We start from the raw sequence: 24,718 nt of genomic DNA, 5'->3' as shown, positions 1-24,718 counted from the left end.
AGGATTGAACACGGGCCGCCACGGCGCCGTACAGCACAAGTGAAGGCGGCCCCGACCTCCCCAGCCTGGTCCGCCGTGCCACCACCGGGCTTCGCACGGAAGGACCGCCGGGTTGTCGTTCAACACGAGCTCTCGACAGCTGCCGAACACGGACGAGAAGCCTCCGGAGGAGGGTCCCGGGCCGGAGCCCTCGCCGGAGCCACTGCCGGAGGCCACCGCGGAGAGGCCCACCTCGGGCGCCAGCACGGCGGCCCCGACCGAACCCCTCCCAGGTGACGACGGGACCCCGGCCGAGGCCGCCTCGGCTGACGGCGAGACCCCGGCCGAGACTGCCTCGGGTGACAGTGAGACCCCGGTCGAGGCCACCGCCACCGCCGCCGAAGCTGAAGCCCCAGCCGAAGCCACCACCGCCGAAGCCGAAGCCCCCGCCGCACCCGCCTCCGCCTCCGCCTCCGCCGAAACCGAAGCCCCGGCCGCCGCCTCGGATGACAGCGAAGCCCCCGCCGAAGTCACCGAAGCCCCGGCCGCAGTCACCCCGGCCCCCACGTCGGCCCCCGCCCCCACCCGAGGTCGACGGCGCTGGCGTGGCTGGCGCGAAAGGTACCCGGTCGCGGCCCGCACCCTGGCGTGGACCACCACCGTGCTGGCCGCCGCGCTCGTGCTGTTCGCGCTGCTCATGCCGAGCAAGATCGACACCTTCCGTCCCGCCGAGTTCTTCCGTGTCCCGGTGGAGGCGATCTTCGGCGCGGCCGTGATGATCGTCCTGCCGCGCAAGCCGCGGATCGCCGTGGCGGCGCTCGCCGGGCTGTGTCTCGGCGCGCTGACGGTCCTGAACTTCCTCGACATCGGCTTCAACGAATACCTCGGGCGCGGATTCAACGTCGTCCTCGACTGGACGCTGTTCAGCGACGCGCAGGCGTACCTCCAGGACACGATGGGCAAGAAGGGCGCGCTCGGCATCGTGGTGCTGGTCGTGGTCCTCGTGATCGCGGTGCTCGTCCTCATGACGCTGTCGGTCGTCCGGCTGGGCAACCTGGTGGCCCGGAACACCGACCTGGCGACGCGTACGACGCTGGTGATGGCCATCGTCTGGGTCACCTGCGCGGCGCTCGGCGTGCAGTTCTCCGGCGTACCGATCGCCTCCGAGCACACGACGCTGGTCGTCCAGGACCGTGCTGTGCGGGTGCGGAACACCCTTCGCGACGAGGCGGCGTTCGCGAAGGTCGCCAAGAAGGACGCGTTCGCCAACACCCCGCCGGACCAGCTGCTGACGGGGCTGCGCGGCAAGGACATGATGATCACGTTCATCGAGAGCTACGGCCGCAGCGCGATCGAGGACGCGGTCATGGCGCCGGGCGTCGACGCGACCCTCACCTCCGAGAACGAGAAGCTGACCAAGGCCGGGTTCGCGGCGAAGAGCGGATGGCTGACCTCGGCGACGTACGGCGGAAGCAGCTGGCTCGGTCACTCCACGTTCCTGTCGGGCCTGTGGGTCAACAACCAGCAGCGCTACCGCACCGTGACCGCGGGCGACCACCTGACCCTCCCCGGCGCCTTCAAGAAGACGGGCGCCTGGGACACGGTCGGCATCATGCCGGGTGTGCAGAAGGCCTGGCCGGAGTCGAAGTTCTACGGCATCGACAAGGTCTACGACTCCCGCGATCTCGGCTACAAGGGACCGAAGTTCAGCTGGTCGACCATGCCCGACCAGTACGCGCTGACCGCGTTCGAGCGTCTGGAGCACAGCAAGAAGCACGACAAGCCGCTGATGTCGACGATCATCCTGACCTCCAGCCACCAGCCCTGGGCACCGATCCCCAAGACGGTCCCCCAGGACCAGGTCGGCGACGGCTCGGTCTACGACGCCATCGAGAAGGCCGGCAAGAAGCCCGCGGACATCGTCACCGACTCCACCAAGTCCAAGGAGGAGTACGGCAAGTCCATCCAGTACTCGGTGACCAGCCTCATCGACTACCTGGTGAAGTACGGCAACAAGAACACCGTGCTGATCTTCCTCGGCGACCACCAGCCGATGGCCCGGGTCAGCGGCAACAACGCCAGCCGTGACGTGCCGGTGTCGATCGTCGCCAAGGACCCGAAGGTCCTCGACAAGATCGCCGACTGGAACTGGACGGACGGCCTGCAGCCCGAGCACAACGCCCCGGTCTGGAAGATGAGCGCGTTCCGCGACCGCTTCCTGACGGCGTACGGCTCCACACCGCACCCGTAACAGCCGCTTAGGAGGACCCGGTGGCGGCCACCAGCGCCCACACCGTCTTCCCGTACCGCCCCCGGCCCCACACCCCCCACGCCACGGCGATGTTCTCCACGAGATGGAGCCCGCGGCCGGTCTCCTCCCAGTCGGCGACCGGCCGCACCCGGGGCTCGGCCACACCCCCGTCGGAGACCTCGATGAAGCATGAGCCGTCGGCGAGGGCGGTCACCGCGACCTCGAACTCCCGCTCAAAAAGGGGTCCGTGGCGCACGGCATTGGTCGCCAGCTCGGAGACGAGAAGCACGACATCCGCAAGGGCCGGATCGTCGGCGCTGTGACCCCAGTCGGCCAGATGGTCCCGTACCCGGCGCCGGGCGAGACCGACGGACGCCGGATGCCTGGGCAGCCGGAATGAGTTGCGTCTCACCACGTCTGCTCCTCACCCCGCACACACCTCCGACACATGGTGCTGCGTTGGGCGAGAGCGCGATGTCACTGGGGTGGATGTCCGCCCCGCGGGATCACGTCAGTTGTCATATCCAGCTCAGCCGCCAGAGGCGGAAGACACCGGTCCCGTCCGACAGGTACTGACCGCCCCCGACGTCCTCACTGCTGAGTACATACTCCTTGCGCTGCCACAGGGGAATCAGCGGAACATCCTGAGCCACGACTTCCTGCAACTGCCGGAAGGAGTCGGTCGCGAGGCTGCGGTCCTCATCCTGCTGAGTGTCCAGAATCAGCCGGTCGACGGCCTTGCTGCTGTAGCCGTTCTTCATGCTGTTGCCGGTGCCGACGAGCGGGGCGCTGAAGGTGTCCGGGTCGGGATAGTCGGCGACCCAGCCGACGGCCCACGCGTCCAGCCTGCCCTCGGCGTACTGCTTCTGGAAGGCGGTCCACTCGTAGCCCTTGGTCGCCACCTTGAACAGCCCGCTCGCCTCCAACTGCCGCTTGAGCTCGGCGGCCTCCTGCGCCGCGGCGCCCCGACCTTCCGCGTACCCGTAGGTGAACCGCACCGGAAGCGACACCCCGGCCTCGGTCAGCAGCGCCCGCGCCTTCTTGGCGTCCGGCTTGGGGTAGTCGTCGAAGAACGACGTCGCGTGCCCCGTGATGCCCGCCGGAATCAGCCCGTACAACGGATCGGTCGTCCCCTTGTACGTCTGGCTGACCAGTTCCTCGCGGTTGATGAGCGCGGCGATGGCCTGCCGCACCCGCCGGTCGTGCAGCGGCGCGTTCGCCCGCACGTTGAGGACGAGGTTGCGGGTCTCGGCGCTGTCGACCTCCGTGACCCGCTGATTCGGGTCGCTCGGCGAGAGTCCGGCGAGCAGCGCGGGAGGCAGCTGACGGGCGGCGACATCGAACTTCTTCGCCTTCCAGCCGGCTTCCAGCGCCTGCGAGTCGGCGTAGTAGCGCAGCACGATGGGCCGGCCGGTCTCCTTGACGGCGCCTACGTAGTGCGGGTTGGGCGCGAGGACGGCCCGCTTGTTCTTCGTATACGTCTTCAGTACGTACAGTCCGGTGCCGTCGGCGCCGGTGTCGGTGCGCACGGCGCGCTTGGGGTAACGGGTGTGGTCGACGATCGAACCGGCGCCGGTGGCCACCTTGAACGGGAAGGTGGCGTCGGGCGAGGACAGATGGAAGGTGACCGTGAGGCCCTTAGCGTCGACCGAGCCGAGCGTGGCGAGGAGGGGCGCGGGTCCCACCTCGTCGTTGATGCGCTTCACCCGCTCGAAGGAGAACTTCACGTCCTCGGCGGTCATCTTGCGCCCACTCGGAAACGTGAGGTCGTCCCGCAACGTACAGCGATAAGTGCGCAGCCCGGTGCCCACGAAGCCGCAGCTCTTCGCCGCGTCCGGCACGGGGACCGCGCCGCCCGGCTCGAACGTCAGCAGCGACTGGAACACATTGCTGAACAGCGCCCATGATCCGGCGTCGTACGCGCCTGCCGGGTCGAGCGACGTGACGGCGTCCGTCGTACCGACCGTGATCGTCTTGCCGCTGTTCTCCTGCGTGGGCAGCAACTGCCAGCCGCCCACACCCACGCCCGCCAGCACAAGCAGCGTCGCGAGAATCCGTATGCGAACCGATCGCATCGGTGCCCCTCCCCAGGCCCACCGCACGTCACTCCCCTAGTGACGCGGATCACCTAACCACAGGAGTTTCAGGTGAGGGAAGAGCTTCCGGAAGAGTGGTCCGAGGTGATCGAAACGATCATTTCCAGCCTGTTTCACAGCTACCTCTCAGGCTTCTCCGGAGGCCGTCTCCCCAACCCTCACCAGCCGTCGGGCCTCTGTCGCAACCATCAGGCAGGATGGGCGTCATGACCGAGATCCACACCCCCCGTCTCCTCCTCCGCCGCTGGTACGACGACGACCTCGCCCCCATGGCGGACATCAACGCGGACCCCCAGGTCATGCGCTGGATCGACGACGGCTCGCTCCGCGACCTGGACCAGACGGCGGAGGACATCGAGCGCTGGGAAGAGGAATGGGACGAGGAGGGCTTCGGCCTCTTCGCCGTGGAACTGCTGGCCTCCGGCGAGCTGGCCGGCGTCGTGGGCCTGTCCGTGCCCGAGTTCCTGCCGGAGGTACTGCCCGCCGTGGCGATCAGCTGGCGGCTCGGCTCACCGTTCTGGGGCCAGGGCTACGCGTCCGAAGCCGCCCAGGCCACGCTGGAGTTCGCGCTCCAGGACCGTGGCCTCGACCGCGTCATCAGCATCAGCCGGATGGGCGACGACGCCTCCGAGAACATCATCCGCAAACTCGGCATGAAACCGGAACGCGAGACGGCACACCCGGTGTACGGCTTTCCGCTGCACGTCCACTCCATCGATCTCACCGAGTACGAGGCGTGACCCCGGCCCAGTCCCCCACGCTCAAGCTTCCCTGGAGGCCAGCTCCACGACGGTGATGTCCGAGGGGGCACCCACCCGCGTCGGCGGCCCCCAGGCCCCCGCACCCCGGGAGACGTACAACTGGGTGTCCCCGTACCGCTCCAGCCCCGCGAGCGTCGGATTGGCGGCCTCGGCGATGAAATTCCCCGGCCACAGCTGCCCACCATGGGTGTGCCCCGACAGCTGAAGATCGACCCCGTACCTCACGGCCTCATGAATCTGCACCGGCTGATGCGCGAGAAGCACGCACGCGCGTGAGGCATCGCGATCCCCCAGGGCTTTCCCGAAGTCGGGCCCCTGCCCCTCACTCTCTCCTTGTACGTCATTCACGCCGGCGAGATCGAATCCGGCCACCTCGGTACGCGCGTTCTCCAGAGGATGGATCCCCAGCTCCCGCACTTCCCGGACCCATTGCTCGGCCCCGGAGAAATACTCGTGATTACCGGTCACGAAGAACGCCCCGTGCCGCGCCCGAAGACGGGCAAGAGGCGCGGCCGCCGGCCCCAGATCCTTCACGCTGCCGTCGACCAGATCCCCGACCACGGCAATGAGATCGGGCTGCGTCGAGTTAATGGTGTCGACGACCTTCTGCGCGAAGCCACGCCCGAGCACAGGCCCCAGATGAATGTCACTGACCACAGCGATCCGGTACCCATGCGCAGAGCGCGGCAACTTGGCCAGCGGCACGGTGACCCGCTTCACCCGAGGCCCCCGCAGCACCCCGTACGTCCCGTACCCCACAGTCCCCACAGCGGCAGCCGCAGCGGCCCCACCCACCACCCGGGAGACGAAGAGCCGCCGGGAGGACCCCTCCGCCGATGAGAGAGGCCGGGCGGACCCCTCCGCCGATGGGAGAGGCCGGGCGGACTGCTCCACCGATGGGAGACGGCCCGCACCCGCCGATTCAACAGAAGGGGCCGTGCCGGGGTGTCCGCCCGCAGCGGATGGCGCGTCAACGCCGGCTCCTTGAATGCCGACCGATTCCGCGCCGGACCGAGGACGGATACCCCGGCGCGGCCCCGCCCCCACGACAACGGCGGGCGCGGAACCCCCACTCACCGCACGCCGCCCGGCAACCCGCCGCACCACCGGCCGTACGAGCTCCCCCACCACCAGCGCCAGCACCAGATAGATCGCCAGCGCCATCCACAGAAACCCGGGCCAGGCCAGCACCCGCTGAACCCAGAAAGGCGCCCCACCGCGCTCACTCGCGACAGCGCCGAACATCAACAGCGGCCCGGCGACAAAAACCACCGTACCCACGCGCCGGACCACCCCCGGCCCGGCCGTCGTGTCCCGCACCAGCCGCCGCCAGGCATACCAGTGCAGCCCCCCGAGCACGGCCAGCGCGGCCACGCCCACCAGCACGAAAACGATGACCATGGCGCCGTATCCCCCGTTATGACGTCTGGCGCAAAGCGCGCACCCCGCGCAACCCGATCCACCCGACGACCGTCCCCAAGACAAAGGAGACGACGGCGAGTGTCAGATGCACCCAGAGGTACGCCGTCGGATCGCCCGCGTCGTCGAACGCGAGCCCGCTGCCGTCCTTGAACAAATTCTTGATGAAAGTGACCCAAATGACCCAGCTCCACACCCCGAAGGCGAGCAGGAACCAGGACACGGGGCGGCTGAGCTTCATGGGTTCAGTATCGCCGTCGCCGGCCGGGACCCGGCGCGGGGGTGTGGAGGGCGAGGAGACTCCCCTCAAGGCTGATGGGACTTCCCGACCCGATGCCTGTACTTTCTCGACCGTGCCCGCCACCAAAAAGACCGTCAAGCGATCCTTGCTGGTCACTTCCGCCACCCTGTTGGCCCTTTCGCTCACCGCGCCCGTACCCGCGTTCGCGGACGCGAGCCCCACAGCGACAGCGACCCCGACCCCGTCGGCCACACCCCCGGCGAACATGTCGACCGTCGGCGGCGAACGGCTGGGCGAGGCCGGAACCCAGGTGAGCCTCGGCGCCGGCGCCCCCGTACTGCCCAAGGACCTCACCGCACGCTCCTGGATCGTCTCGGACGCGGAGTCCGGCGACATCCTGGCCGCCCACAACGCGCACTGGCGGCTGCCCCCGGCGAGCACCCTGAAGATGCTGTTCGCCGACACCCTGCTGCCGAAGTTCCCGGCGAGCACCGAGCACAAGGTGGCCTCCTCCGACCTGGCGGGCATCGGCGCGGGCTCCAGCATGGTGGGGATAAAGGAGGACGAGACCTACACGGTCCACGACCTGTGGCTCGGCGTCTTCCTGCGCTCCGGCAACGACGCCGTGCACGTGCTGTCCGCGATGAACGAGGGCGTCGACCAGACGGTCAAGGACATGCAGGCGCACGCCGAGGAGCTCCAGGCCCTCGACACGCACGTGGTCAGCCCGGACGGCTACGACGCGAAGGGCCAGGTGTCGTCGGCGTACGACCTGACGCTGTTCGCCCGCTCCGGGCTGCAGAAGAAGGACTTCCGGGAGTACTGCTCGACGGTGCGGGCGAAGTTCCCGGGCGAGACCACGAAGAACAAGAAGGGCAAGAAGACCCGGGAGTCCTTCGAGATCCAGAACACCAACCGCCTGCTGACGGGCGACAGCGACGTCTCCACCTACCAGGGCATCGCGGGCGTCAAGAACGGCAACACCACCAACGCGGGCGCCACCTTCACCGGCGTCGCCGAACGCGACGGCAAGGTGCTGCTCGTCACGGTGATGAACCCGGAGAAGAACGAGCACAACGAGGTCTACAAGGAGACCGCGCGGCTCTTCGACTGGGGCTTCAAGGCCGCGGGCAAGGTCGAGCCGGTGGGTGAGCTGGTGCCGCCGAAGGGCGTGGAGACGAGCGCGCAGCCGGGCACGAAGCCGTCGGGCGGTTCGGGCAAGGACAACGCGTCCACGAAGCCGGTGGCCGCCGCCTCCGACGCGCAGGGCGGTTCGAGCGGCATCGGCATCGCGCTGGCCATCACCGGCGGCATCCTCGTGCTGCTGGCGGCCGGCGCCTTCCTGATCAACCGCCGGTGGCCGCTGCCGGACCTGATGCGCCGCCGCCGCTGACAGCAGAGCCCTTCGACTCCTCCGGCCCTTCCGGCTCCTTCGACTGCTCCGACTCCTCCGACTCTTCCAAGTGCTCCAAGTCCTCCGGATCCCCCGGTGTCTCCGGTGTCTCCGAGGGATCCGCGGATTCATCGCCCCCCGTCGCCGTCCAGGCGGCGCAGTAGAGCAGCAGCTTCGCGGTGAAGTTGATCCACAGCAGCAGTGCGATCGGCACCCCGAAGGCGCCGTACATGCTCTTCGACGCGACGCCCCTCATATAGCCGCTGAGCAGCAGCTTGAGCAGCTCGAACCCGGCGGCGCCGATCAGCGCGGCGACGATCAGCCGACGCCGCGTCGGCTGGACGCCGGGCAGCAGGGTGAGGACGTACAGCAGGAGCAGGAAGTCGGCGAGTACGGCGACGGTGAACGCGGCGGCCTGGAGCAGCACACTTCCCCAGCCGTTCTCGTCGATGCCGAGATGCCGGGCCGTCCAGCCGACCGTCGTGGACGCGAGGGTGGAGACCGCGATGGTGAGGAGCACGGCGCCGCCGAGTCCGACGAGTACGCCGGCGTCCTTGACCTTGCGCAGGAGGGCGTTCTCCTCGCTGTCGGGCAGCTCCCAGACCGCGCGCAGACACTCCCGCATCGAGCCGACCCAGCCGATGCCGGTGACCAGCAGGACGGCACCCGCGATGACACCGATCGTGCCGGCGTTCTGGACGAGGCCGTTGATGTCCAGCTGGTCGGAGATGCCCGGCACCTGTTCGGCGAGCTTGTCCTGGAGGTCCTGCTGCTGGCTGGTGCTCAGCGTGGCGGCCGCGATCGCGGCGGCGACGGTCAGAAGCGGGAAGAGCGCCACGAAGCTGATGAAGGTCATCGCCGCCGCGAGCCGGGTCCACTTCACCCGGTCCAGACGCTCGTACGACTGCCACGCGTGCGTGGCCATCAGGCGGGTGACCAGGGGGCCCACGCCGGGAAGCCTTTTCAGCCAGTCCATGACCCGACTCTGCCCTCGCCCCGACCACCTCGAACGCCTCGGAACACCAATGTCCGGGTACCCCAAAAACGCAGGACAGTGGCGAGCGCCATTCCGATTCCGGCGCCCGAGACCGTGTCCGCGCGCTGCGAGGTGAACCCGAGGCCGTAGTGGCTGAGGACGATGCACAGCAGCTGGACGAGGGCGCCCGCGATGTTCACCGCGAAGAAGATCACGTACTGGCGCGGGCCGCGTGTGGTCGTGTGCCGGTAGGTGCCGAGCGCGTTGCCCGCGTATGCCACCGAACACCCCGCCACGAAGCTCAGCGCCTTCGCGGTGAGCGGGTCGAGGCCCACTGGGCCGCGCAGCCACACGAAGAGGCCGAGGTCGGCGGCGTAGGCGAGGATTCCGGCGGTGGCGAAGCCGAGGAGTTCCTGGGCAAGCGGACTCCGGGCGAACCGGCTGTGGGCGAGCGGGCTCCGGGCGAACGGGCTGCGAGCGAGCGGGATTCGGGCGAACCGGCTGCGCGAAACCGGTTGCCGGGCAACCGGTTCCTGGGCAACCGCCCCTGGGGCAACCGGTTCCTGGGCGACGCTCACCAGTTCGCCACCGCGAGGCCGTACATCGCCAGCCACACCAGCCCGATGAGCGCGAGCGCGCGGTCGCGCAGGACCACGTCCTCGGGCTCGCCCGCGGTGCCGCGGTCGGCGAAGACGGCGTACCGCAGGATGGCCAGGATGAAGGCGATCATCGACAACTGCCGCCAGGGCAGCACGCCGGTGCTGGGCACGCCGCCCTCCTCCAGGGCCCACAGGCAGTAGCCGAGGACGGAGACCCCGGCGGCGAGCTGCCAGACGAAACGCAGATAGCCGGTGGTGTATTCGGTGAGCAACGCGCGCGTGGCGCCCGCCTTCCCGGCCATCTGCACGGCCTCGGAGTAACGCTTCGCCGAGACCATGAACAGCGCCCCGAAGCCAGTGGTGATCAGGAACCAGCGCGAGAGCGGGATGCCGAGGGCGAGACCGCCGATCATCGCGCGCATCAGGAACCCGGTCGTGACGACGACGAGGTCGACGACCAGGACGTGCTTCAGGCTGACGCAGTACGCCAGTTGCATGCCGACGTACGCGGTGAGCAGCGCGGCGACGGCCGGCGAGCAGAACCAGGCGGCGGCGGTGGGCGCGAGGAGCGCGAGGGCGCCCCCGACGGCGTACGCGACCGGGACGGGCACCTGGCCGGCGGCGACCGGGCGGTGGCGCTTGACCGGATGGGCGCGGTCGGCGGCGGCGTCCCGGGCGTCGTTGATCAGGTACACGGCGGAGGCGCAGGCCGTGAACAGCGCGAAGACGAGTGCCAGTTGGGTGAGCGCGTTCCGGGCGAAGAGCTGGCCCGCGGCGGCGGGAGCGGCCACGACCAGCACGTTCTTCACCCACTGGCGGGGGCGCGCGGTCCTGACCAGGCCACGGACCAGGCCGGTGAGGCTCACCGCGGGCGCGGGAGCGGCCGGTGTGCGCTCCAGGAGCGCCGTGCGCTCAGTCATGTCCGACCCCCATCCAGCGGGCGCCCAGACGGGCCGTGAGGGCGCCCAGGGCGGCACCCGCGGCGACGTCCGAGGGGTAGTGGACGCCGACGACCATCCGCGAGACGCACATCGCGACGGCGAGCGGGGGGACGACGCGCACGCCGAGCGCGCCGTACGCGACCGCGGCAGCCGCCGCCGAGGTGGCGTGCGAGCTCGGGAAGGAGTGCCGTCCGGCCGTGCGCACCAGCGGCACGACGTGCGCGGGGCGCGGACGGCGCACGATCCGTTTCACCGCCATGCTCGTGAGGTGCGCGGTGGTGGTGAGCGCCGTCGCGCGCACCCACGCGCCGCGCCGCTCACGGTCGACGGCCGCCCCGGCGAGCCCCGCCGCGAGCCACAGCGCGCCGTGCTCCCCGCTCCAGGACAGGGCGCGCGCGACAGCCGCGACGCGCGGATCCGTGCCCCACTCGTGGAGGGCCGACAGCAGTCGGCGATCCATGTCGTCAAGTTGGCGGTCCATGCCATCAAGTCGGTGGCCGACGTCGTCAAGCCGTCGGTCCATGCGGTCATGGTCGTCAATGTCGTCCATGTGATCTCACTCTTCTAGGGAGTGGTCGCAGAATTACGGCAATCTATGACGACATCCCATTAATCACCCATTTCGGTGAGGACCCGTGAGGGCTGGGTAGATTGCGACGTTATGCACCCTTACCGGCGCTACGGTCACGGTCATGCCTGCCGACGCCGTCTCCGTCACCGGTTGGGGCCGCACCGCCCCGACCACCGCCCGTCTGGTCCGCCCGCGCACCTACGAGGAGGCGGTGGCCGCCGTCCGGGAGTGCGGGACGCGTGGAGGCATCCCCCGGGGGCTCGGGCGGGCCTACGGGGACGCCGCGCAGAACGCGGGCGGGGCCGTGCTCGACATGACGGGCCTCGACCGGATCCACGCGATCGACGCGGACGGCGGAACCGTGCTGTGCGACGCGGGCGTCTCACTGCACCGGCTGATGGAAGTGCTGCTGCCGCTGGGCTGGTTCGTGCCGGTCACCCCCGGGACCCGCTATGTGACTGTCGGCGGCGCGATCGGCGCGGACATCCACGGCAAGAACCACCATGTGTCGGGCTCGTTCGCCCGGCACGTCCTCTCCTTCGAGCTGCTGACGGCGGACGGCGGGATCCGCACGGTGGGCCGCGGCACGCCCCTGTTCGACGCCACGGCGGGCGGCATGGGCCTGACCGGCGTGATCCTCACGGCGACCGTCCGGCTCCAGCCCGTCGAGACCTCCCTGATGTCCGTCGACACCGAACGCGCGGCGGACCTGGACGACTTGATGGCCCGCCTCACCGCCACGGACCACCACTACCGGTACTCGGTCGCCTGGATCGACCTGCTCGCGCGCGGAGCGTCGATGGGGCGCTCGGTGCTGACCCGCGGGGAGCACGCCTCTTTGGACGCGCTGCCGCCACGCGCGCGTAGACACCCCTTGGCGTTCCGCCCCGCGCAGTTCCCGTCCGCGCCCGCCTTCGTGCCGGAGGGGCTCCTGGGGCGTACGACCGTGGGCCTCTTCAATGAGCTCTGGTACCGAAAGGCACCACGCGCGCGTGCCGGTGAACTGCAGAAGATCTCCACCTTCTTCCACCCCCTCGACGGGGTGCCGCACTGGAACCGGATCTACGGGCGGGGCGGCTTCGTCCAATACCAGTTCGTCGTCGGCTACGGGCAGGAAGAGGCGCTCAGGCGGATCGTCGGGAAGATCTCGCAGCACCGCTGCCCGTCCTTCCTCGCCGTCCTGAAGCGCTTCGGAGAGGGCGATCCGGGCTGGCTGTCCTTCCCGATGCCCGGCTGGACCCTCGCCCTGGACATCCCCGCGAACCTGCCGGGCCTCGGCGCCTTCCTCGACGAGCTGGACGCGGAGGTGGCGGGGGCCGACGGCCGGGTGTACCTCGCCAAGGACGCGCGGCTGCGGCCCGAGCTGCTGGCCGAGATGTATCCGCGGCTCGGTGAATTCCGTTCCCTGCGGCAGGAGTTGGACCCCCGGGGAGTCTTCACCTCGGACCTGTCCCGCCGCCTCGGTCTCTAGTCGGCTCCATGAGCTGTCGTGAAGTCGGCTCCAGGAGCCCTTATGAAGGAGGAGCTGTCATGAAGGACGCCTTCGGTATGCCCCAGTCCCTGCTGATCCTCGGCGGCACGTCCGAGATCGCGCTGGCCACGGCGCGCCGCCTGATCGTCCGGCGCACCCGCACGGTGTGGCTCGCGGGACGCCCGTCGCCCGCCCTGGAGCGTGCCGCCGAGCAGTTGCGCGAGATGGGCGCGGACGCCCGTACCGTCCCCTTCGACGCCCTCGACTCCGAGTCCCACGAGACCGTGCTCGGCAAGGTCTTCGCCGAGGGCGACATCGACATGGTGCTGCTGGCGTTCGGGGTGCTCGGCAACCAGGCGCAGGACGAGAAGGAGCCCCTGAAGGCCGTACGGGTCGCGCAGACCAACTACACGGGCGCGGTGTCGGCCGGCCTGGTGTGCGCGCGGGCGCTCCAGACGCAGGGCCACGGCTCCCTGGTGGTGCTCTCGTCGGTCGCCGGCGAGCGCGCCCGCCGCTCCAACTTCATCTACGGCTCCAGCAAGGCGGGCCTGGACGCCTTCGCACAGGGCCTCGGCGACGCGCTGCACGGCACGGGCGTGCACGTGATGGTCGTACGCCCCGGATTCGTCCGTACGAAGATGACCGCGGGCCTGCCGCAGGCACCGCTGGCCACCACCCCGGAGGCGGTCGCGACGGCCGTGGAGACGGGGCTGCGGCGCCGGTCGGAAACGGTGTGGGCGCCGGGTTCACTGCGGCTGGTGATGTCGGCGCTGCGGCACGTACCGCGACCGGTGTTCCGCCGGCTGCCGATCTGACGTACCGCGGACGGGGTCGTGCGGAAGGGTCGAGTCGGCGGTCGTACGAACAGCCGCGTAGACGGTCGTACGCAGAGGCCGCGCGGACGGTCGTACTAGCGAGCCGGCAGTGTGGTGTCCCGCTCGGGCGCGCCCGCCTGTGGGGGCACCACCGCGCCACCGAAGGCGAACTCGAGAAGCTTGCGCCAGACCCCGTCCGCGCCCTGCTCGTAGAGCGCGAATCCGGTGCAGGGCCACTCGGCCTCGTACGCGGACAGCTCCTCGTAGGCGCGGTCCATCGCCTCGTCGTCGATGCCGTGCGCCACCGTGACGTGCGGGTGGTACGGGAAGTGCAGGTCGCGCGCGACGGGCCCGGACGCGTCCCGGACCTGCTTCTGCAGCCAGGTGCAGGCCTCGGCGCCCTCGACGACCTGGACGAACACGACGGGCGACAGCGGGCGGAAGGTGCCCGTGCCGGACAGCCGCATCGGGAAGGGGCGCCCGGTGGCCGCGACCTCGACGAGATGCGCCTCGATCGCGGGCAGCGCCGAGTCGTCGACCTCCGTCGGCGGCAGCAGCGTGACGTGCGTGGGGATGCCGGAAGCCGCGGGGTCGCCGAAGCCCGCGCGCCGCTCCTGGAGCAGGCTGCCGTGAGGCTCCGGGACCGCGATCGACACGCCGATCGTTACGGTCCCCACGTCGTCTCCTGTCGTTGTTCGATGGTCCGGTGGCTCGGTCTTCCGCGCGGGCAGGGGTGGCTGCCCGGTCTGTTCGGCTTTCGACTGTACGGCGATGCGGCCCGTTGTCGGCTGCCGTACGAGTGTCGCGCTCGTCTCGTACTGAATGCCGAACAGGCTGTGGTAAAAGCTGCCGTACCGCTGCCGTACGACAGCGTGTCGGCTGTCAGCACGGCAGTGGTCTCGGCGGTCAGTGCTTGGCGGGCAGGAAGCCGACCCTGTCGTACGTCTGGGAGAGCGTCTCCGCCGCGACGGCACGCGCCTTCTCGGCGCCCTTGGCCAGGATCGAGTCGAGCGTCTCCGGGTCGTCCAGATACTGCTGGGTGCGCTCCCGGAACGGCGTCACGAAGTCGACCATGACCTCGGCGAGGTCCGTCTTGAGCGCACCGTAGCCCTTGCCGGTGTACTTCTGCTCCAGTTCCGCGATACCGGTTCCGGTGAGGGTCGAGTAGATGGTCAACAGGTTGCTGATACCCGGTTTCTCCGCCGTGTCATACCTGATGACGGTGTCCGTGTCGGTGACCGCGCTCTTGACCTTCTTGGCGGTCGTCTTCGGATCGTCGAGCAGGTTGATGAGGCCCTTCGGAGTCGACGCCGACTTGCTCATCTTGATCGACGGGTCCTGGAGATCGAAGATCTTCGCCGTCTCCTTGAGGATGTACGGCTTCGGGACCGTGAACGTCTGGCCGAAGCGGCCGTTGAAGCGCTCGGCGAGATCGCGAGTCAGCTCGACGTGCTGACGCTGGTCCTCGCCGACCGGGACCTCGTTGGCCTGGTACAGCAGGATGTCCGCGACCTGCAGGATCGGGTACGTGAAGAGGCCGACGGAGGCGCGGTCGGAGCCGTGCCTGGCGGACTTGTCCTTGAACTGGGTCATGCGGCTCGCCTCGCCGAAGCCGGTGAGGCAGTTCATGACCCAGGCGAGCTGCGCGTGCTCGGGAACGTGGCTCTGCACGAACAGCGTGCAGCGCTCCGGGTCGAGACCGGCGGCGAGCAGCTGCGCGGTGGCGAGCCGGGTGTTGGCACGCAGGTCCGCGGGGTCCTGCGGAATGGTGATCGCGTGCAGGTCGACGACCATGTAAAACGCGTCGTGGGACTCCTGCAACGCCACCCACTGACGGACGGCACCGAGGTAGTTGCCGAGGTGGAACGAGCCTGCTGTGGGCTGGATTCCGGAGAGCACGCGAGGACTGTCAGAGGCCATGTTCACCATTCTCTCAGGTGCCGGGGCCCGGTCCGGAACTGGTCGGAACAGATGTGACACAGGTGGGAACCGATCGGCCGCGGGCGGTGTAGCAAGAGTGTGAGGACGCGGGAGGGGGGCCGCATCGTCGTCGACGAGGCCGTGGTGATCGCACGCGTACGCGCCGGTGAGCCGGAGGCGTACGCGGAGCTGGTCCGTGCTCACACGGGCATCGCGATCAGGGCGGCCAGGGCGCTCGGGGCAGGTGCGGACGCGGAGGACGTGGTGCAGCAGGCCTTCATCAAGGCGTACTGCTCGCTGGGGCGCTTTCGGGACGGCGCGGCGTTCAAGCCGTGGCTGCTGTCGATCGTCGCCAATGAGACGAGGAACACAGTGCGGACGGCGGTGCGCCAGCGGACGCTGGCCGGCCGGGAGGCCGCCTTCGCCGAGGCGGAGCCGCTGATACCGGAATCGGCGGACCCGGCGGTCGCGGCGCTGGAGATAGAGCGCCGCGCAGCACTGCTGGCCGCCCTGGAGCAGCTGAGCGAGGAGCACCGCCTCGTCGTCACGTACCGCTATCTCCTGGAGATGGACGAACCGGAGACGGCCCAGGCCCTGGGCTGGCCACGCGGCACGGTGAAATCCCGCCTCAACCGCGCCCTGCGCAAGCTGGGCCGCCTGCTGCCGGGCTTCGAGCCCGGTGATCATCAGGAATCCCGGGAAGGAGGTGATGAGCATGAGTGAGTCGTACGAGGGCGGGGGCACCGGAAACGCGGAGGGCACGGAGGGCACGGAGCCTTCCGGTGACCGGGGCCGGCGTGCCCGTGAGGGCGTCTCGCGGCTGCCGGAGGAGTTGCGGGCGCTCGGGCGGTCGCTGCACCAGCCCGGGGCGCTCGGGAGCGAGTCGATGGTCGAGCGGGTGCTGGAGCAGATACTCGCCGAGCGGCTCCCTGCCCCGGTGCCCGAGCCGCCGGGACCCGGCGAGCGGTTCCGGTCGGTGCGCCGCTGGGCGCGGCTGCGCTGGCGCGCGCTGGCCGCGGGCCTGTGCGGTGTGCTGACGGTCCTCGTGCTCACGCCTCCGGTGCGCGCCGCGGTCGTCGACTGGTTCGGCTTCGGCGGGGTCGAGGTGCGGTACGACCCGTCGGCGGTGCCCTCGTCCGGAGCCCGGGTGCCGGGGTGCGGCCCTTCGCTGACACTCGCGCAGGCCGGGCGGCGGGCCGGGTTCGCGCCTCTCGTGCCCGACGCCCTCGGGGTGCCGGACGCGGTGACGGTGACGCGCGAGCCGAAGGGGCGGCTCCTGATGAGCCTGTGCTGGCGCGGGGATGGGCATGGGCACGGGCACGGGCACGGGCACGGGCACACGGTCCGGCTGGACGAGTATCCGGCGAGCCTCGACGTCGGCTTCTCCAAGACGGTGCGGGAACCGCCGGAATGGGTGCCGCTGGGGGAAGCCGAGGACTACGGCAAGCAAGCGCTCTGGTTTCCGAAGCCGCATCTGCTGAGCTTCTGGCTCATCGACGCGAACGGCGACCGCTTCACCCGCTCCGAGCGGACCGCGGGGCCCACGCTGCTGTGGATGCATGGGGGTGACGTGACCCTGCGCCTTGAGGGGGTGGCGTCGAAGGCGCGGGCGGCGGAGATAGCGAAGTCGCTGAACCAAGGGAACCAACTGAACCAACAGAACCAGCGGAAATAGCAGTTGAAGAAGCAGCGGTCGCAGAAGCAGCAGAAGTCGCGGAGGTGAAGTCGCTGAACCGGCCGGAAATTTGGTCGGCAGTGAGTGGGAACCCCGGCGGGTCGAGCGGTGTACCAGAAGTGACACACGGCGTGCGGGCGGACCGCGCGTGGATCGACCGGCGGGCTGGGGGTTCGGATGCACAGGCTTCGTGAGCTGGTGGCGGTGATGGGGGCGTTGACGGTGGCCTTCGCGGCGGTGTTGCTGGGTGCACCGTCCGCGATGGCGGGCGGCCCGACGAGTGTGCTGGTGGTCTCGCCGGAGAGCGCGGAGAGCACGGCGTTGTACTACTCGGACGAGGAGTACGGGAAGTTGATGCGCCTGCTGGGCGATCCGGGCTCGGGTATACGCGAGGAGCCGCCGGGGCTGGGCGTGGGCAGCGGCCGGCAGATCAATGTCACGTGGCTGATCCACGACGTGTCGCCCTGGCGCGTCGACCGCGTCTACCCGGACACACCGGGAAGCAAGGAGGTCTGGATACACACGGCGACCCAGGTGCCGCAGTCGATGAACGGCTACTGGCACAGGGCCGGGCAACCGGCCCAGGTGCGGGCCCTGTTCAAGAAGCTCGGCGTGATGGGCAAGTCGTCGGGTGAGGGTGCAGGGGCCATTTATCCGGCGCCCTGGCAGACCACGGAGGACACCTACACCGCTCCTGCGCCCACGCCCACACCGGCCGAGCGGCTCCGCACCACGGCCGCGGCGGCGACCGATGACGGCACCGACTGGTGGTGGGCGATACCGGGGGCGGCCGCCGGAGCGGTGCTGGCCCTGCTGCTGCGGCCCCTGGTTGCCGGGGCGGCGGGGGCTCAGTTTCTGGGCCGGCGCGAGCGCGAGGCGGAGCCTCGGCAGGAGTTGCGGGACGAATGACGGGACACAGAAGGACAGAGGGCCGGGGGGCGCGGGGATGCAGCGACACGGGGATGCAGGGACACGGACGCGGGAGGGGGACGGATGGGGATCCGGGTCAGACAGGTGAAGGTTCGGCCGGCAGTGCTTACCGTGGTGGTGCTCGCCGTGCTGGTGCTGACCGCGCTCGGGGCGTCTCGCGCGCAGGCGTCGGAGCAGGACGCTCGGCGTGACATGCCGGATCTGGCCCTGGTCGTGGCCGGTAACTCGGGGCGGACGGTCGCCCTGCACTCGGGTGGCGGGGACTTCGTGCGGCTCTGGCGATTGCTGGCACCCATGTACACGGGGACGGAGAGAGTGCCCACGGCCTGGGAGGCGGGCCGCTTCCCGAAGGTTCGGGCCACGGTGGTCTGGGGGCTGACCGGTGTCGGAGGCTGGCCGCAGACGAGCAGACCGCCCGGCGGCGATGTCGCCATCGAGCGCCAGGACCAGGTTTTCCTCGCGGCGGACGGCACGCCCTGGGTGCGGTCGGATCCCTCGCCCGGCGTGGAGGACGACGACATCCGCTGGCATCGCGCGCCGCGCTCGGTGTTCGACGAGTTGGCGCAGCGCGGGGAACTGTTCGGCTCCGCGAGCGGCTCGGGGACGGCCGGGGAGCAGGGTCTGACGGACGGAGCGGGGTGGGCGTTGTCCGGGCTCGCCATGGGCCTGGTGATCGGTGCCGGCGGCACTCTTCTGATACGCCGCGCGGCGGCCCGGCATGAGACTGCCGGACCGCCGCGGGAACCACGACAGGAACTGATCGACCTGTAGGGAGCTGAGGACCCGAGCGCCTGGGAGCCCGAGGATCCAAGAAACCTCAGGACGCCCCAAGGCACCTCAGGACCCGAGGGCCTGGCGAGCGGACCCCGGTGGGGTGCGTCAGCCGAGGTCGATCTCCGGGTAGAGCGGGAAGCCGGTGAGCAGGTCGGTGGCGCGGTGGGCGATCTCGTCCGAGATCTTCGGGTCCAGGACGTGCTGGGCCTTGGACGGGCTGCCCTTGGCGGTCCTGCCGGGCTCGGCGGCGGTGAGGACGCGGTCGATCAGGCCGGCGATTTCGTCCATCTCGGTCGTGCCCAGACCACGAGTGGTCAGCGCGGGCGTGCCGATGCGGATGCCGGAGGTGTACCAGGCGCCGTTGGGGTCGGCGGGGATGGCGTTGCGGTTGGTGACGATGCCCGAGTCGAGCAGTGCGGACTCGGCCTGGCGGCCGGTGAGGCCGTAGGAGGAGGCGACGTCGATCAGGTTGAGGTGGTTGTCGGTGCCGCCGGTGACCAGGGTTGCGCCGCGGCGCATCAGGCCCTCGGCGAGGGCGCGGGAGTTGTCGACGACGGCCTGGGCGTAGTCGCGGAACTCGGGGCGGCGGGCCTCGGCGAGCGCGACGGCCTTGGCGGCCATGACATGCGGGAGGGGGCCACCGAGGACCATCGGGCAGCCGCGGTCGACCTGCTCGGCGAGGGTCTCGTCGCACAGCACCATGCCGCCGCGCGGGCCGCGGAGCGACTTGTGCGTGGTGGTGGTGACGATCTGGGCGTGCGGGACCGGGTCGAAGTCGCCGGTGAGAACCTTGCCGGCGACGAGACCGGCGAAGTGGGCCATGTCGACCATGAGGGTCGCGCCGACCTCGTCGGCGATCTCCCGCATGATGCGGAAGTTCACCAGGCGGGGGTAGGCGGAGTAGCCGGCGACGATGATCAGCGGCTTGAAATCACGGGCGGAGGTGCGCAGGGCCTCGTAGTCGATGAGGCCGGTGGTGGGGTCGGTGCCGTAGGAGCGCTGGTCGAACATCTTGCCGGAGATGTTCGGGCGGAATCCGTGGGTGAGGTGGCCGCCGGCGTCCAGGGACATGCCGAGCATGCGCTGGTTGCCGAGGTCGCTGCGGAGCTGGGCCCAGTCGGCCTCGGTGAGGTCGTTGACGTTGCGGACGCCGGCTCGCTCCAGGGCGGGGGCCTCGACGCGCTGGGCGAGGACGGCCCAGAAGGCGACCAGGTTGGCGTCGATGCCGGAGTGCGGCTGGGCGTAGGCGTGCTCGGCGCCGAAGAGTTCGCGGGCGTGCTCGGCGGCGAGGGCCTCGACGGTGTCGACGTTGCGACAGCCGGCGTAGAAGCGGCGGCCGACGGTGCCCTCGGCGTACTTGTCGCTGAACCAGTTGCCCATGGCCAGGAGGGTCGCCGGGGAGGCGTAGTTCTCGGACGCGATCAGCTTGAGCATGTCGCGCTGGTCGGCGAGTTCCTGGCCGATGGCGTCGGCGACGCGGGGCTCCACGGCCCGGATCACGTCGAGGGCGCTGCGGAAGGCGGTGGACTCGGTGGAGAGGGGCTCTGGCATGACGGCCTCCGGACGTGGCGTTCAGCGTTCACGGGTCGGCCCAGGCGCACGGCACACAGTTGCTGGGGCCGCTCCCCGATGGTCGGTCCCATCCCAGCGCGCCAGTCACGGCCCCGCCGTCAGCCTACCGGGCGCGCCGGATCGCCGGGTTCCCCAGTCCACCATGCGAGCGACGATAGGAAATAGGCCACAAACTCACCCACCACTCCCCTGGTGCCGCTCGTCAAGGAACGGAGATCCCGTGACCGCTACGGAGACGACGGAGGCGTTCATCGCCTCGGCCGAGGCGCACAGCGCGCACAACTACCACCCGCTGCCGGTCGTCGTGGCGACGGCGGACGGGGCCTGGATGACCGATGTCGAGGGGCGCCGTTTCCTCGACCTGCTGGCCGGATACTCGGCGCTTAATTTCGGACACGGCAACCGGCGGCTGATCGACGCGGCGAAAGCGCAGCTGGAGCGGGTGACGCTGACGTCGCGGGCGTTCCATCACGACCGGTTCGCGGACTTCTGCCGGGAGCTGGCGTCGCTGTGCGGCAAGGACATGGTGCTGCCGATGAACACGGGCGCGGAGGCGGTGGAGACCGCGGTGAAGACGGCCCGGAAGTGGGGGTACCGGGTCAAGGGCGTCCCGGACGGGAGGGCGAGGATCGTCGTGGCGAGCGACAACTTCCACGGCCGTACGACGACGATCATCAGCTTCTCCACGGACCCGGAGGCGCGGGCGGACTTCGGGCCGTACACACCGGGCTTCGACATCGTGCCGTACGGGGATCTGGCGGCGGTGCGGGAGGCCGTCACCGAGGAGACGGTCGCCGTGCTGTTGGAGCCGATCCAGGGCGAGGCGGGGGTGCTGGTGCCGCCGCCCGGATATCTGGCGGGGGTGCGGGAGCTGACCCGCGAGCGGAACGTCCTGTTCATCGCCGACGAGATCCAGTCGGGGCTCGGCAGGACGGGGAAGACCTTCGCGTGTGAGCACGAGGGGGTCGTGCCGGATGTGTATGTGCTGGGCAAGGCGCTGGGAGGAGGGGTCGTACCCGTGTCGGCGGTGGTGGCCGACCGCGACGTGCTCGGGGTGTTCCGGCCCGGGGAGCACGGGTCGACGTTCGGGGGGAATCCGCTGGCCTGTGCGGTGGCGCTGGAGGTGATCGCGATGCTGCGGTCGGGCGCGTACCAGCGGCGGGCCGCGGAGCTCGGCGAGCATCTGCACCACGAGCTGGGTCTGTTGGCAGCCACGGGCCATGTCACGGAGGTGCGCGGGCGCGGGCTGTGGGCGGGCGTCGACATCGCTCCGGCGTACGGCTCGGGCAGGGAGATCTCCGAGAAGCTGATGGACCGGGGCGTCCTCGTCAAGGACACCCACGGTGTCACGGTCCGGATCGCCCCGCCCCTGGTCATCAGCAAGGAGGACCTGGACTGGGGGCTGGCCCAACTCCGCGGCGTACTGGGGGCGTAGGGAATGCCGAACCCGGTGGCTAGAGGATCACGTGGGGCAGGAAGCGGGCGTACTCGTCGGTGATCAGGCCGGAGGACTCGCGGATGCCGAGGCCCGCCGACTCGTCCTCGACGACCCAGGCGCCGAGGACGACACGGTTGCCGTCGAAGGAGGGAAGGGGCGCCAGTTCCTGGTAGCAGCAGGGCTCTTCGACGGGTGCGGCAGAGGCTGCGCCCGGCTCGTGGACCGTCACCCCGGCGCCCTCGCGGCCGAGGAGTGGCTTGGAGACGTATCCCTTGGTGGAGGCCAGTTCGCGTGGGCCGTCGAGGTAGGCCGGGAGGAGGTTCGGGTGGTCCGGGTAGAGCTCCCAGAGGATGGCGAGGAGGGCCTTGTTGGAGAGGAGCATCTTCCAGGCGGGCTCGATCCACAGGGTCGTACCCGTGCCGCCGCCGTTGTCGAGGGTGTCCAGGACGTGGTCGGCGAAGCGGTCGGTGGTGAGCCACTCCCAGGGGTAGAGCTTGAAGCAGCTGCGGATGAAGCGGAGTTGGTTGTCGACGAAGCGGCCGGAGAGCGGGTCCCAGCCGATCTCCTCCATCGAGATCCAGTCGGTGTCGAGGCCGGCCTGTTCGGCGGTCTCCTTGAGATAGGCGACCGTCATCAGGTCCTCGCCGAGTTCGTCGGCGGCGGAGTGCGCGAAGTAGAGGGGGCTGCCGGGTGGCAGGAGGGCTGCCTGCTTCTTCCAGGTGGCGACGAGGCGTTCGTGGAGGGAGTTCCACTGGTCGGCGCCCGGGAAGCGGTCCTCCATCCAGAACCACTGGGGCGACGCGGCCTCGACCAGCGATGTGGGAGTGTCGGCGTTGTACTCAAGGAGTTTCGCGGGGCCCGTACCGTCGTAGCGGAGATCGAAACGGCCGTAGACGGAGGGGAGTTCGGCACGGCGGTGCCAGGCCTCGGCGACGAGTTCCGCGACGCGCGGGTCGGTGATGCCGAGGTCGGCGAAGCGGTGCGCGGTGACGATGTGCCCGGCCGCCGCCAGGCACATGCGGTGCAGTTCCTCGACGACCTCCTCCAGCGCCTCGACCTCGGGGAGCGAGAAGACGTAGTACGCGCTCTCGTCCCAGTAGGGGCGCAGGGAGTCGTCGGGGATGGGGGTCCCCCCGGTCGAGCGAAGCCGAGACTGGGGGAGGGTGAGCGGGTAGATGAGGCCCTGTTCCTCGACGGTCTGCTGCCAGCCGGGGCGGGGGGTGATGGTGCGGCGTTCCATGGCGTACGGGTCCGATCGCGTCCTGGGCCTACGGGTCCGGGGACGTCCTGGGGCTACAGATCCGGGGCGTCGTGGGGTCAGCCGCCCGAGCTGCCCTTGCCGCTGCCGAAGCCGCCGCGGTCGACGCTCTTGTGGCTGCCGCCGGAGCTGCCGGATCCCTTGCTGGGCTTGGTGAAGGAGCCGCCGTCGACCCAGCCGCTCTTCTTCTTGCCGCCGTAGTACCAGGCGCCGTTGACCGACGTCTTGGTGGACTTGCAGTTCTTGTCGGCGACGGTCCTGTAGCCCTTGGTGAGGTTGTAGCTGTCGCGGTCGACGCAGCGTTTGTCGGCGTCCGAGGAGCAGGCGGTGAGCGCCGCCGCGAGGAGTCCCATGCCGCCGAGGACGACCGTGCCCGAGCGCAGTTGCCGTCGAGTGTCCGCCATGTCCGTTCCCCCGCTGATCAGTTCAGTTCAGTTGAGATCGGTGTTGAGACCGGTGTTGAGATCGATTCAGTGCGGTTCAGCTCATGTCAGTTCATTCGCTTACCGCAGGCGATCACATTAGAGATCGCTTTCGGCAGGTGCGCAGTGACCCCCCGCGATACACCGTCCCCTACAGTCACTTCGTGCTCTTTGGAATGATGTGCGCCCTTGGTGCGTCGGTCTGTTTCGGTACGGCGACGGTGTTGCAGGCGATGGCCGCGCGCGCGGCGGCCGACAGCGGGACGGGCGGCGACGCGGCGCTGCTGCTGCGGGCACTGCGGCAGTGGCGGTATCTGGCGGGGCTCGCACTCGACGGGGTCGGGTTTCTGCTGCAGATCGCCGCGCTGCGATCCATTCCGATCTACGCGGTCGGGGCGGCGCTCGCCGCGAGTCTCGCGGTGACCGCGGTGGTTGCCTCGCGGCTGCTGAAGGTGCGGCTGAGCCGGGTCGAGTGGGGTGCGGTGGGGGTGGTGTGCGCGGGGCTCGCGATGCTGGGGCTGGCGTCCGGCACGGAAGGGGAACAGGTCGGGTCCGCTGAGTTGAAGTACGCGATGTTGGCGACCGCCGTCGCCGTGCTGCTGCTGGGTCTCGTGGGTGGGCGGTTGCCCGAGCGGGGGCGGCCGCTTGCGCTGGGGCTGGGGGCCGGGTTCGGGTTCGGGGTGGTCGAGGTGTCGGTGCGGCTCATTGACGACCTTGATCCGGGGGCGTTGCTGGGCAATCCGGCGACGTATGCGCTGCTGATCGGTGGAGGGGCGGCGTTCTTGCTGCTTACCTCGGCGTTGCAGCGGGGGTCGGTGACGACGGCTACCGCCGGGTTGGTCATCGGGGAGACCATTGGGCCTGCGGTGGTGGGGGTGGTGTGGCTGGGGGACCGTACGCGGGAGGGGCTGGAGTGGCTGGCGGTTCTTGGGTTTGTGGTGGCTGTGGTGGGGGCGTTGGCGTTGGCACGGTTCGGGGAGGCACCGGGCGAGGGGACGTGAGGTTTCTTCGCCCCCGCCGCCCCTACCCGTCCCATCCCTGGGGGCTGCTGCGCCCCAGACCCCCGCTAAAAGATTGCGCAGTTTCCCCCCGCCCCTTTCAGGGGCGCGGGGAACTGCGCGACCAGCCCCCACCCACCCGCAGCCGACGAACCCACCCACGGGGTCTGGGGCGGAGCCCCAGAAGGATGGGACGGGTAGGGGCGGCGGGGGCGAGA

Annotated in this window: 24 protein-coding genes and 1 riboswitch; of the genes, 11 read left to right on the top strand and 13 right to left on the bottom strand. The window is 70.0% G+C overall.

The annotated features are described in order from the left end of the window. Positions 1-112 precede the first annotated feature (112 nt). Positions 113-2,230 carry a sulfatase-like hydrolase/transferase gene (locus AB5J50_RS31115; protein WP_369261451.1) on the top strand — a complete coding sequence of 706 codons (2,118 nt, stop codon included), beginning with the start codon at positions 113-115 and terminating at the stop codon, positions 2,228-2,230. A gap of 7 nt (positions 2,231-2,237) precedes the next feature. Here the strand turns inward: AB5J50_RS31115 and AB5J50_RS31110 are convergent, their stop codons facing one another. Both AB5J50_RS31110 and AB5J50_RS31105 read right to left on the bottom strand, forming a co-directional pair. Beyond that, positions 2,238-2,645, bottom strand: a complete 408-nt coding sequence (locus AB5J50_RS31110) for an ATP-binding protein (RefSeq protein WP_369261450.1) — start codon at positions 2,643-2,645, stop codon at positions 2,238-2,240. 103 nt (positions 2,646-2,748) lie between these two features. Continuing rightward, entirely contained in the window at positions 2,749-4,305 is a 1,557-nt protein-coding gene (locus tag AB5J50_RS31105; RefSeq protein WP_369261449.1) for an ABC transporter substrate-binding protein, read from the bottom strand. Between the two features lie 227 nt (positions 4,306-4,532). Here AB5J50_RS31105 and AB5J50_RS31100 point away from each other — a divergent pair, with 227 nt between their 5' ends. Beyond that, positions 4,533-5,066 (top strand): GNAT family N-acetyltransferase, encoded by a 534-nt coding sequence (locus AB5J50_RS31100; protein WP_327431143.1) that lies wholly within the window; start codon positions 4,533-4,535, stop codon positions 5,064-5,066. Positions 5,067-5,087: 21 nt separating this feature from the next. On the opposite strand, the gene AB5J50_RS31095 is transcribed toward AB5J50_RS31100, so the two are convergent. After that, positions 5,088-6,488 (bottom strand): metallophosphoesterase, encoded by a 1,401-nt coding sequence (locus tag AB5J50_RS31095; RefSeq protein ID WP_369261448.1) that lies wholly within the window; start codon positions 6,486-6,488, stop codon positions 5,088-5,090. 16 nt (positions 6,489-6,504) lie between these two features. After that, entirely contained in the window at positions 6,505-6,747 is a 243-nt protein-coding gene (locus AB5J50_RS31090; protein ID WP_327431141.1) for an SCO4848 family membrane protein, read from the bottom strand. Positions 6,748-6,859: 112 nt separating this feature from the next. On the opposite strand from AB5J50_RS31090, the gene AB5J50_RS31085 reads away from it, so the two are divergent. Then, positions 6,860-8,140: a D-alanyl-D-alanine carboxypeptidase family protein gene (locus tag AB5J50_RS31085; protein ID WP_369261447.1), complete on the top strand. Its 1,281-nt coding sequence runs from the start codon at positions 6,860-6,862 to the stop codon at positions 8,138-8,140. Here AB5J50_RS31085 and AB5J50_RS31080 read toward each other — a convergent pair. The 4 genes from AB5J50_RS31080 to AB5J50_RS31065 all read right to left on the bottom strand — a co-directional run bounded on the left by AB5J50_RS31080 (position 8,094) and on the right by AB5J50_RS31065 (position 11,137). Next, positions 8,094-9,116: a YihY/virulence factor BrkB family protein gene (locus tag AB5J50_RS31080; RefSeq protein WP_369261446.1), complete on the bottom strand. Its 1,023-nt coding sequence runs from the start codon at positions 9,114-9,116 to the stop codon at positions 8,094-8,096. The genes AB5J50_RS31085 and AB5J50_RS31080 overlap by 47 nt on opposite strands. Then, positions 9,104-9,604 carry a GtrA family protein gene (locus AB5J50_RS31075; protein ID WP_369265561.1) on the bottom strand — a complete coding sequence of 167 codons (501 nt, stop codon included), beginning with the start codon at positions 9,602-9,604 and terminating at the stop codon, positions 9,104-9,106. Before AB5J50_RS31075 ends, AB5J50_RS31080 begins: the two co-directional genes overlap by 13 nt. Before the next feature lie 86 nt (positions 9,605-9,690). Then, a complete protein-coding gene (locus tag AB5J50_RS31070; RefSeq protein WP_369261445.1) occupies positions 9,691-10,635 on the bottom strand; it encodes a decaprenyl-phosphate phosphoribosyltransferase in 945 nt (314 codons plus the stop codon). Beyond that, positions 10,628-11,137, bottom strand: coding sequence for a phosphatase PAP2 family protein (locus AB5J50_RS31065; protein WP_369265560.1), 510 nt, complete (start codon positions 11,135-11,137; stop codon positions 10,628-10,630). Before AB5J50_RS31065 ends, AB5J50_RS31070 begins: the two co-directional genes overlap by 8 nt. 211 nt (positions 11,138-11,348) lie before the next feature. On the opposite strand from AB5J50_RS31065, the gene AB5J50_RS31060 reads away from it, so the two are divergent. Further along, complete coding sequence (locus AB5J50_RS31060) at positions 11,349-12,698, top strand: FAD-binding protein (protein ID WP_369261444.1); 1,350 nt, start codon at positions 11,349-11,351, stop codon at positions 12,696-12,698. Between the two features lie 59 nt (positions 12,699-12,757). After that, the gene (locus AB5J50_RS31055) at positions 12,758-13,513 is read left to right on the top strand and encodes a decaprenylphospho-beta-D-erythro-pentofuranosid-2-ulose 2-reductase (RefSeq protein WP_327431136.1); all 756 of its coding nucleotides are present in this window, start codon (positions 12,758-12,760) and stop codon (positions 13,511-13,513) included. A gap of 95 nt (positions 13,514-13,608) precedes the next feature. Here the strand turns inward: AB5J50_RS31055 and AB5J50_RS31050 are convergent, their stop codons facing one another. Further along, the gene (locus AB5J50_RS31050) at positions 13,609-14,190 is read right to left on the bottom strand and encodes a 2'-5' RNA ligase family protein (RefSeq protein ID WP_369261443.1); all 582 of its coding nucleotides are present in this window, start codon (positions 14,188-14,190) and stop codon (positions 13,609-13,611) included. A 229-nt stretch (positions 14,191-14,419) separates the two neighbouring features. Further along, positions 14,420-15,433: a tryptophan--tRNA ligase gene (trpS, locus tag AB5J50_RS31045; RefSeq protein ID WP_327431134.1), complete on the bottom strand. Its 1,014-nt coding sequence runs from the start codon at positions 15,431-15,433 to the stop codon at positions 14,420-14,422. A gap of 99 nt (positions 15,434-15,532) precedes the next feature. On the opposite strand from trpS, the gene AB5J50_RS31040 reads away from it, so the two are divergent. The 4 genes from AB5J50_RS31040 (at position 15,533) to AB5J50_RS31025 (ending at position 18,809) form a co-directional block, all read left to right on the top strand. Next, positions 15,533-16,156: an RNA polymerase sigma factor gene (locus tag AB5J50_RS31040; protein ID WP_369261442.1), complete on the top strand. Its 624-nt coding sequence runs from the start codon at positions 15,533-15,535 to the stop codon at positions 16,154-16,156. Further along, positions 16,149-17,108, top strand: coding sequence for a hypothetical protein (locus AB5J50_RS31035; protein WP_369261441.1), 960 nt, complete (start codon positions 16,149-16,151; stop codon positions 17,106-17,108). The genes AB5J50_RS31040 and AB5J50_RS31035 overlap by 8 nt, the downstream gene beginning before the upstream one ends. Before the next feature lie 177 nt (positions 17,109-17,285). After that, positions 17,286-18,017, top strand: a complete 732-nt coding sequence (locus tag AB5J50_RS31030) for a hypothetical protein (RefSeq protein WP_369261440.1) — start codon at positions 17,286-17,288, stop codon at positions 18,015-18,017. Between the two features lie 123 nt (positions 18,018-18,140). Continuing rightward, positions 18,141-18,809, top strand: coding sequence for a hypothetical protein (locus AB5J50_RS31025; protein ID WP_369261439.1), 669 nt, complete (start codon positions 18,141-18,143; stop codon positions 18,807-18,809). Positions 18,810-18,917: 108 nt separating this feature from the next. Here AB5J50_RS31025 and AB5J50_RS31020 read toward each other — a convergent pair whose 3' ends face one another. Further along, positions 18,918-20,363 carry a glycine hydroxymethyltransferase gene (locus AB5J50_RS31020; protein WP_369261438.1) on the bottom strand — a complete coding sequence of 482 codons (1,446 nt, stop codon included), beginning with the start codon at positions 20,361-20,363 and terminating at the stop codon, positions 18,918-18,920. A gap of 31 nt (positions 20,364-20,394) precedes the next feature. Next, a riboswitch (ZMP/ZTP riboswitch) is annotated at positions 20,395-20,482 on the bottom strand. A 122-nt stretch (positions 20,483-20,604) separates the two neighbouring features. Here AB5J50_RS31020 and rocD point away from each other — a divergent pair. Further along, the gene (gene rocD / locus AB5J50_RS31015) at positions 20,605-21,819 is read left to right on the top strand and encodes an ornithine--oxo-acid transaminase (protein ID WP_327431129.1); all 1,215 of its coding nucleotides are present in this window, start codon (positions 20,605-20,607) and stop codon (positions 21,817-21,819) included. A gap of 19 nt (positions 21,820-21,838) precedes the next feature. On the opposite strand, the gene AB5J50_RS31010 is transcribed toward rocD, so the two are convergent. Both AB5J50_RS31010 and AB5J50_RS31005 read right to left on the bottom strand, forming a co-directional pair. Next, positions 21,839-23,062: a glutathionylspermidine synthase family protein gene (locus AB5J50_RS31010; protein WP_369261437.1), complete on the bottom strand. Its 1,224-nt coding sequence runs from the start codon at positions 23,060-23,062 to the stop codon at positions 21,839-21,841. Positions 23,063-23,139: 77 nt separating this feature from the next. After that, positions 23,140-23,484, bottom strand: coding sequence for a hypothetical protein (locus AB5J50_RS31005; RefSeq protein WP_369261436.1), 345 nt, complete (start codon positions 23,482-23,484; stop codon positions 23,140-23,142). Positions 23,485-23,678: 194 nt separating this feature from the next. Here AB5J50_RS31005 and AB5J50_RS31000 point away from each other — a divergent pair, with 194 nt between their 5' ends. Then, complete coding sequence (locus AB5J50_RS31000) at positions 23,679-24,503, top strand: DMT family transporter (protein ID WP_369265559.1); 825 nt, start codon at positions 23,679-23,681, stop codon at positions 24,501-24,503. Positions 24,504-24,718 lie beyond the last annotated feature (215 nt).

Source organism: Streptomyces sp. R35 (assembly GCF_041053035.1).
GTDB lineage: Bacteria > Actinomycetota > Actinomycetes > Streptomycetales > Streptomycetaceae > Streptomyces > Streptomyces lutosisoli.
The sequence above is the reverse complement of the archived record's forward strand: the minus strand, read 5'-3'. Positions and strand labels throughout refer to the sequence as shown.

Excerpts from the sequence above, each read along its gene's own strand:
- AB5J50_RS31105 (WP_369261449.1), bottom strand. The coding sequence starts at position 4,305 with ATGCGATCGGTTCGCATACGGATTCTCGCGACGCTGCTTGTGCTGGCG.
- AB5J50_RS31100 (WP_327431143.1), top strand. The coding sequence starts at position 4,533 with ATGACCGAGATCCACACCCCCCGTCTCCTCCTCCGCCGCTGGTACGAC.
- AB5J50_RS31095 (WP_369261448.1), bottom strand. The coding sequence starts at position 6,488 with ATGGTCATCGTTTTCGTGCTGGTGGGCGTGGCCGCGCTGGCCGTGCTC.
- AB5J50_RS31090 (WP_327431141.1), bottom strand. The coding sequence starts at position 6,747 with ATGAAGCTCAGCCGCCCCGTGTCCTGGTTCCTGCTCGCCTTCGGGGTG.
- AB5J50_RS31080 (WP_369261446.1), bottom strand. The coding sequence starts at position 9,116 with ATGGACTGGCTGAAAAGGCTTCCCGGCGTGGGCCCCCTGGTCACCCGC.
- AB5J50_RS31070 (WP_369261445.1), bottom strand. The coding sequence starts at position 10,635 with ATGACTGAGCGCACGGCGCTCCTGGAGCGCACACCGGCCGCTCCCGCG.
- AB5J50_RS31065 (WP_369265560.1), bottom strand. The coding sequence starts at position 11,137 with ATGGACCGCCAACTTGACGACATGGATCGCCGACTGCTGTCGGCCCTC.
- AB5J50_RS31060 (WP_369261444.1), top strand. The coding sequence starts at position 11,349 with ATGCCTGCCGACGCCGTCTCCGTCACCGGTTGGGGCCGCACCGCCCCG.
- AB5J50_RS31055 (WP_327431136.1), top strand. The coding sequence starts at position 12,758 with ATGAAGGACGCCTTCGGTATGCCCCAGTCCCTGCTGATCCTCGGCGGC.
- trpS (WP_327431134.1), bottom strand. The coding sequence starts at position 15,433 with ATGGCCTCTGACAGTCCTCGCGTGCTCTCCGGAATCCAGCCCACAGCA.
- AB5J50_RS31035 (WP_369261441.1), top strand. The coding sequence starts at position 16,149 with ATGAGTGAGTCGTACGAGGGCGGGGGCACCGGAAACGCGGAGGGCACG.
- AB5J50_RS31030 (WP_369261440.1), top strand. The coding sequence starts at position 17,286 with ATGCACAGGCTTCGTGAGCTGGTGGCGGTGATGGGGGCGTTGACGGTG.
- AB5J50_RS31020 (WP_369261438.1), bottom strand. The coding sequence starts at position 20,363 with ATGCCAGAGCCCCTCTCCACCGAGTCCACCGCCTTCCGCAGCGCCCTC.
- AB5J50_RS31010 (WP_369261437.1), bottom strand. The coding sequence starts at position 23,062 with ATGGAACGCCGCACCATCACCCCCCGCCCCGGCTGGCAGCAGACCGTC.
- AB5J50_RS31005 (WP_369261436.1), bottom strand. The coding sequence starts at position 23,484 with ATGGCGGACACTCGACGGCAACTGCGCTCGGGCACGGTCGTCCTCGGC.
- AB5J50_RS31000 (WP_369265559.1), top strand. The coding sequence starts at position 23,679 with ATGATGTGCGCCCTTGGTGCGTCGGTCTGTTTCGGTACGGCGACGGTG.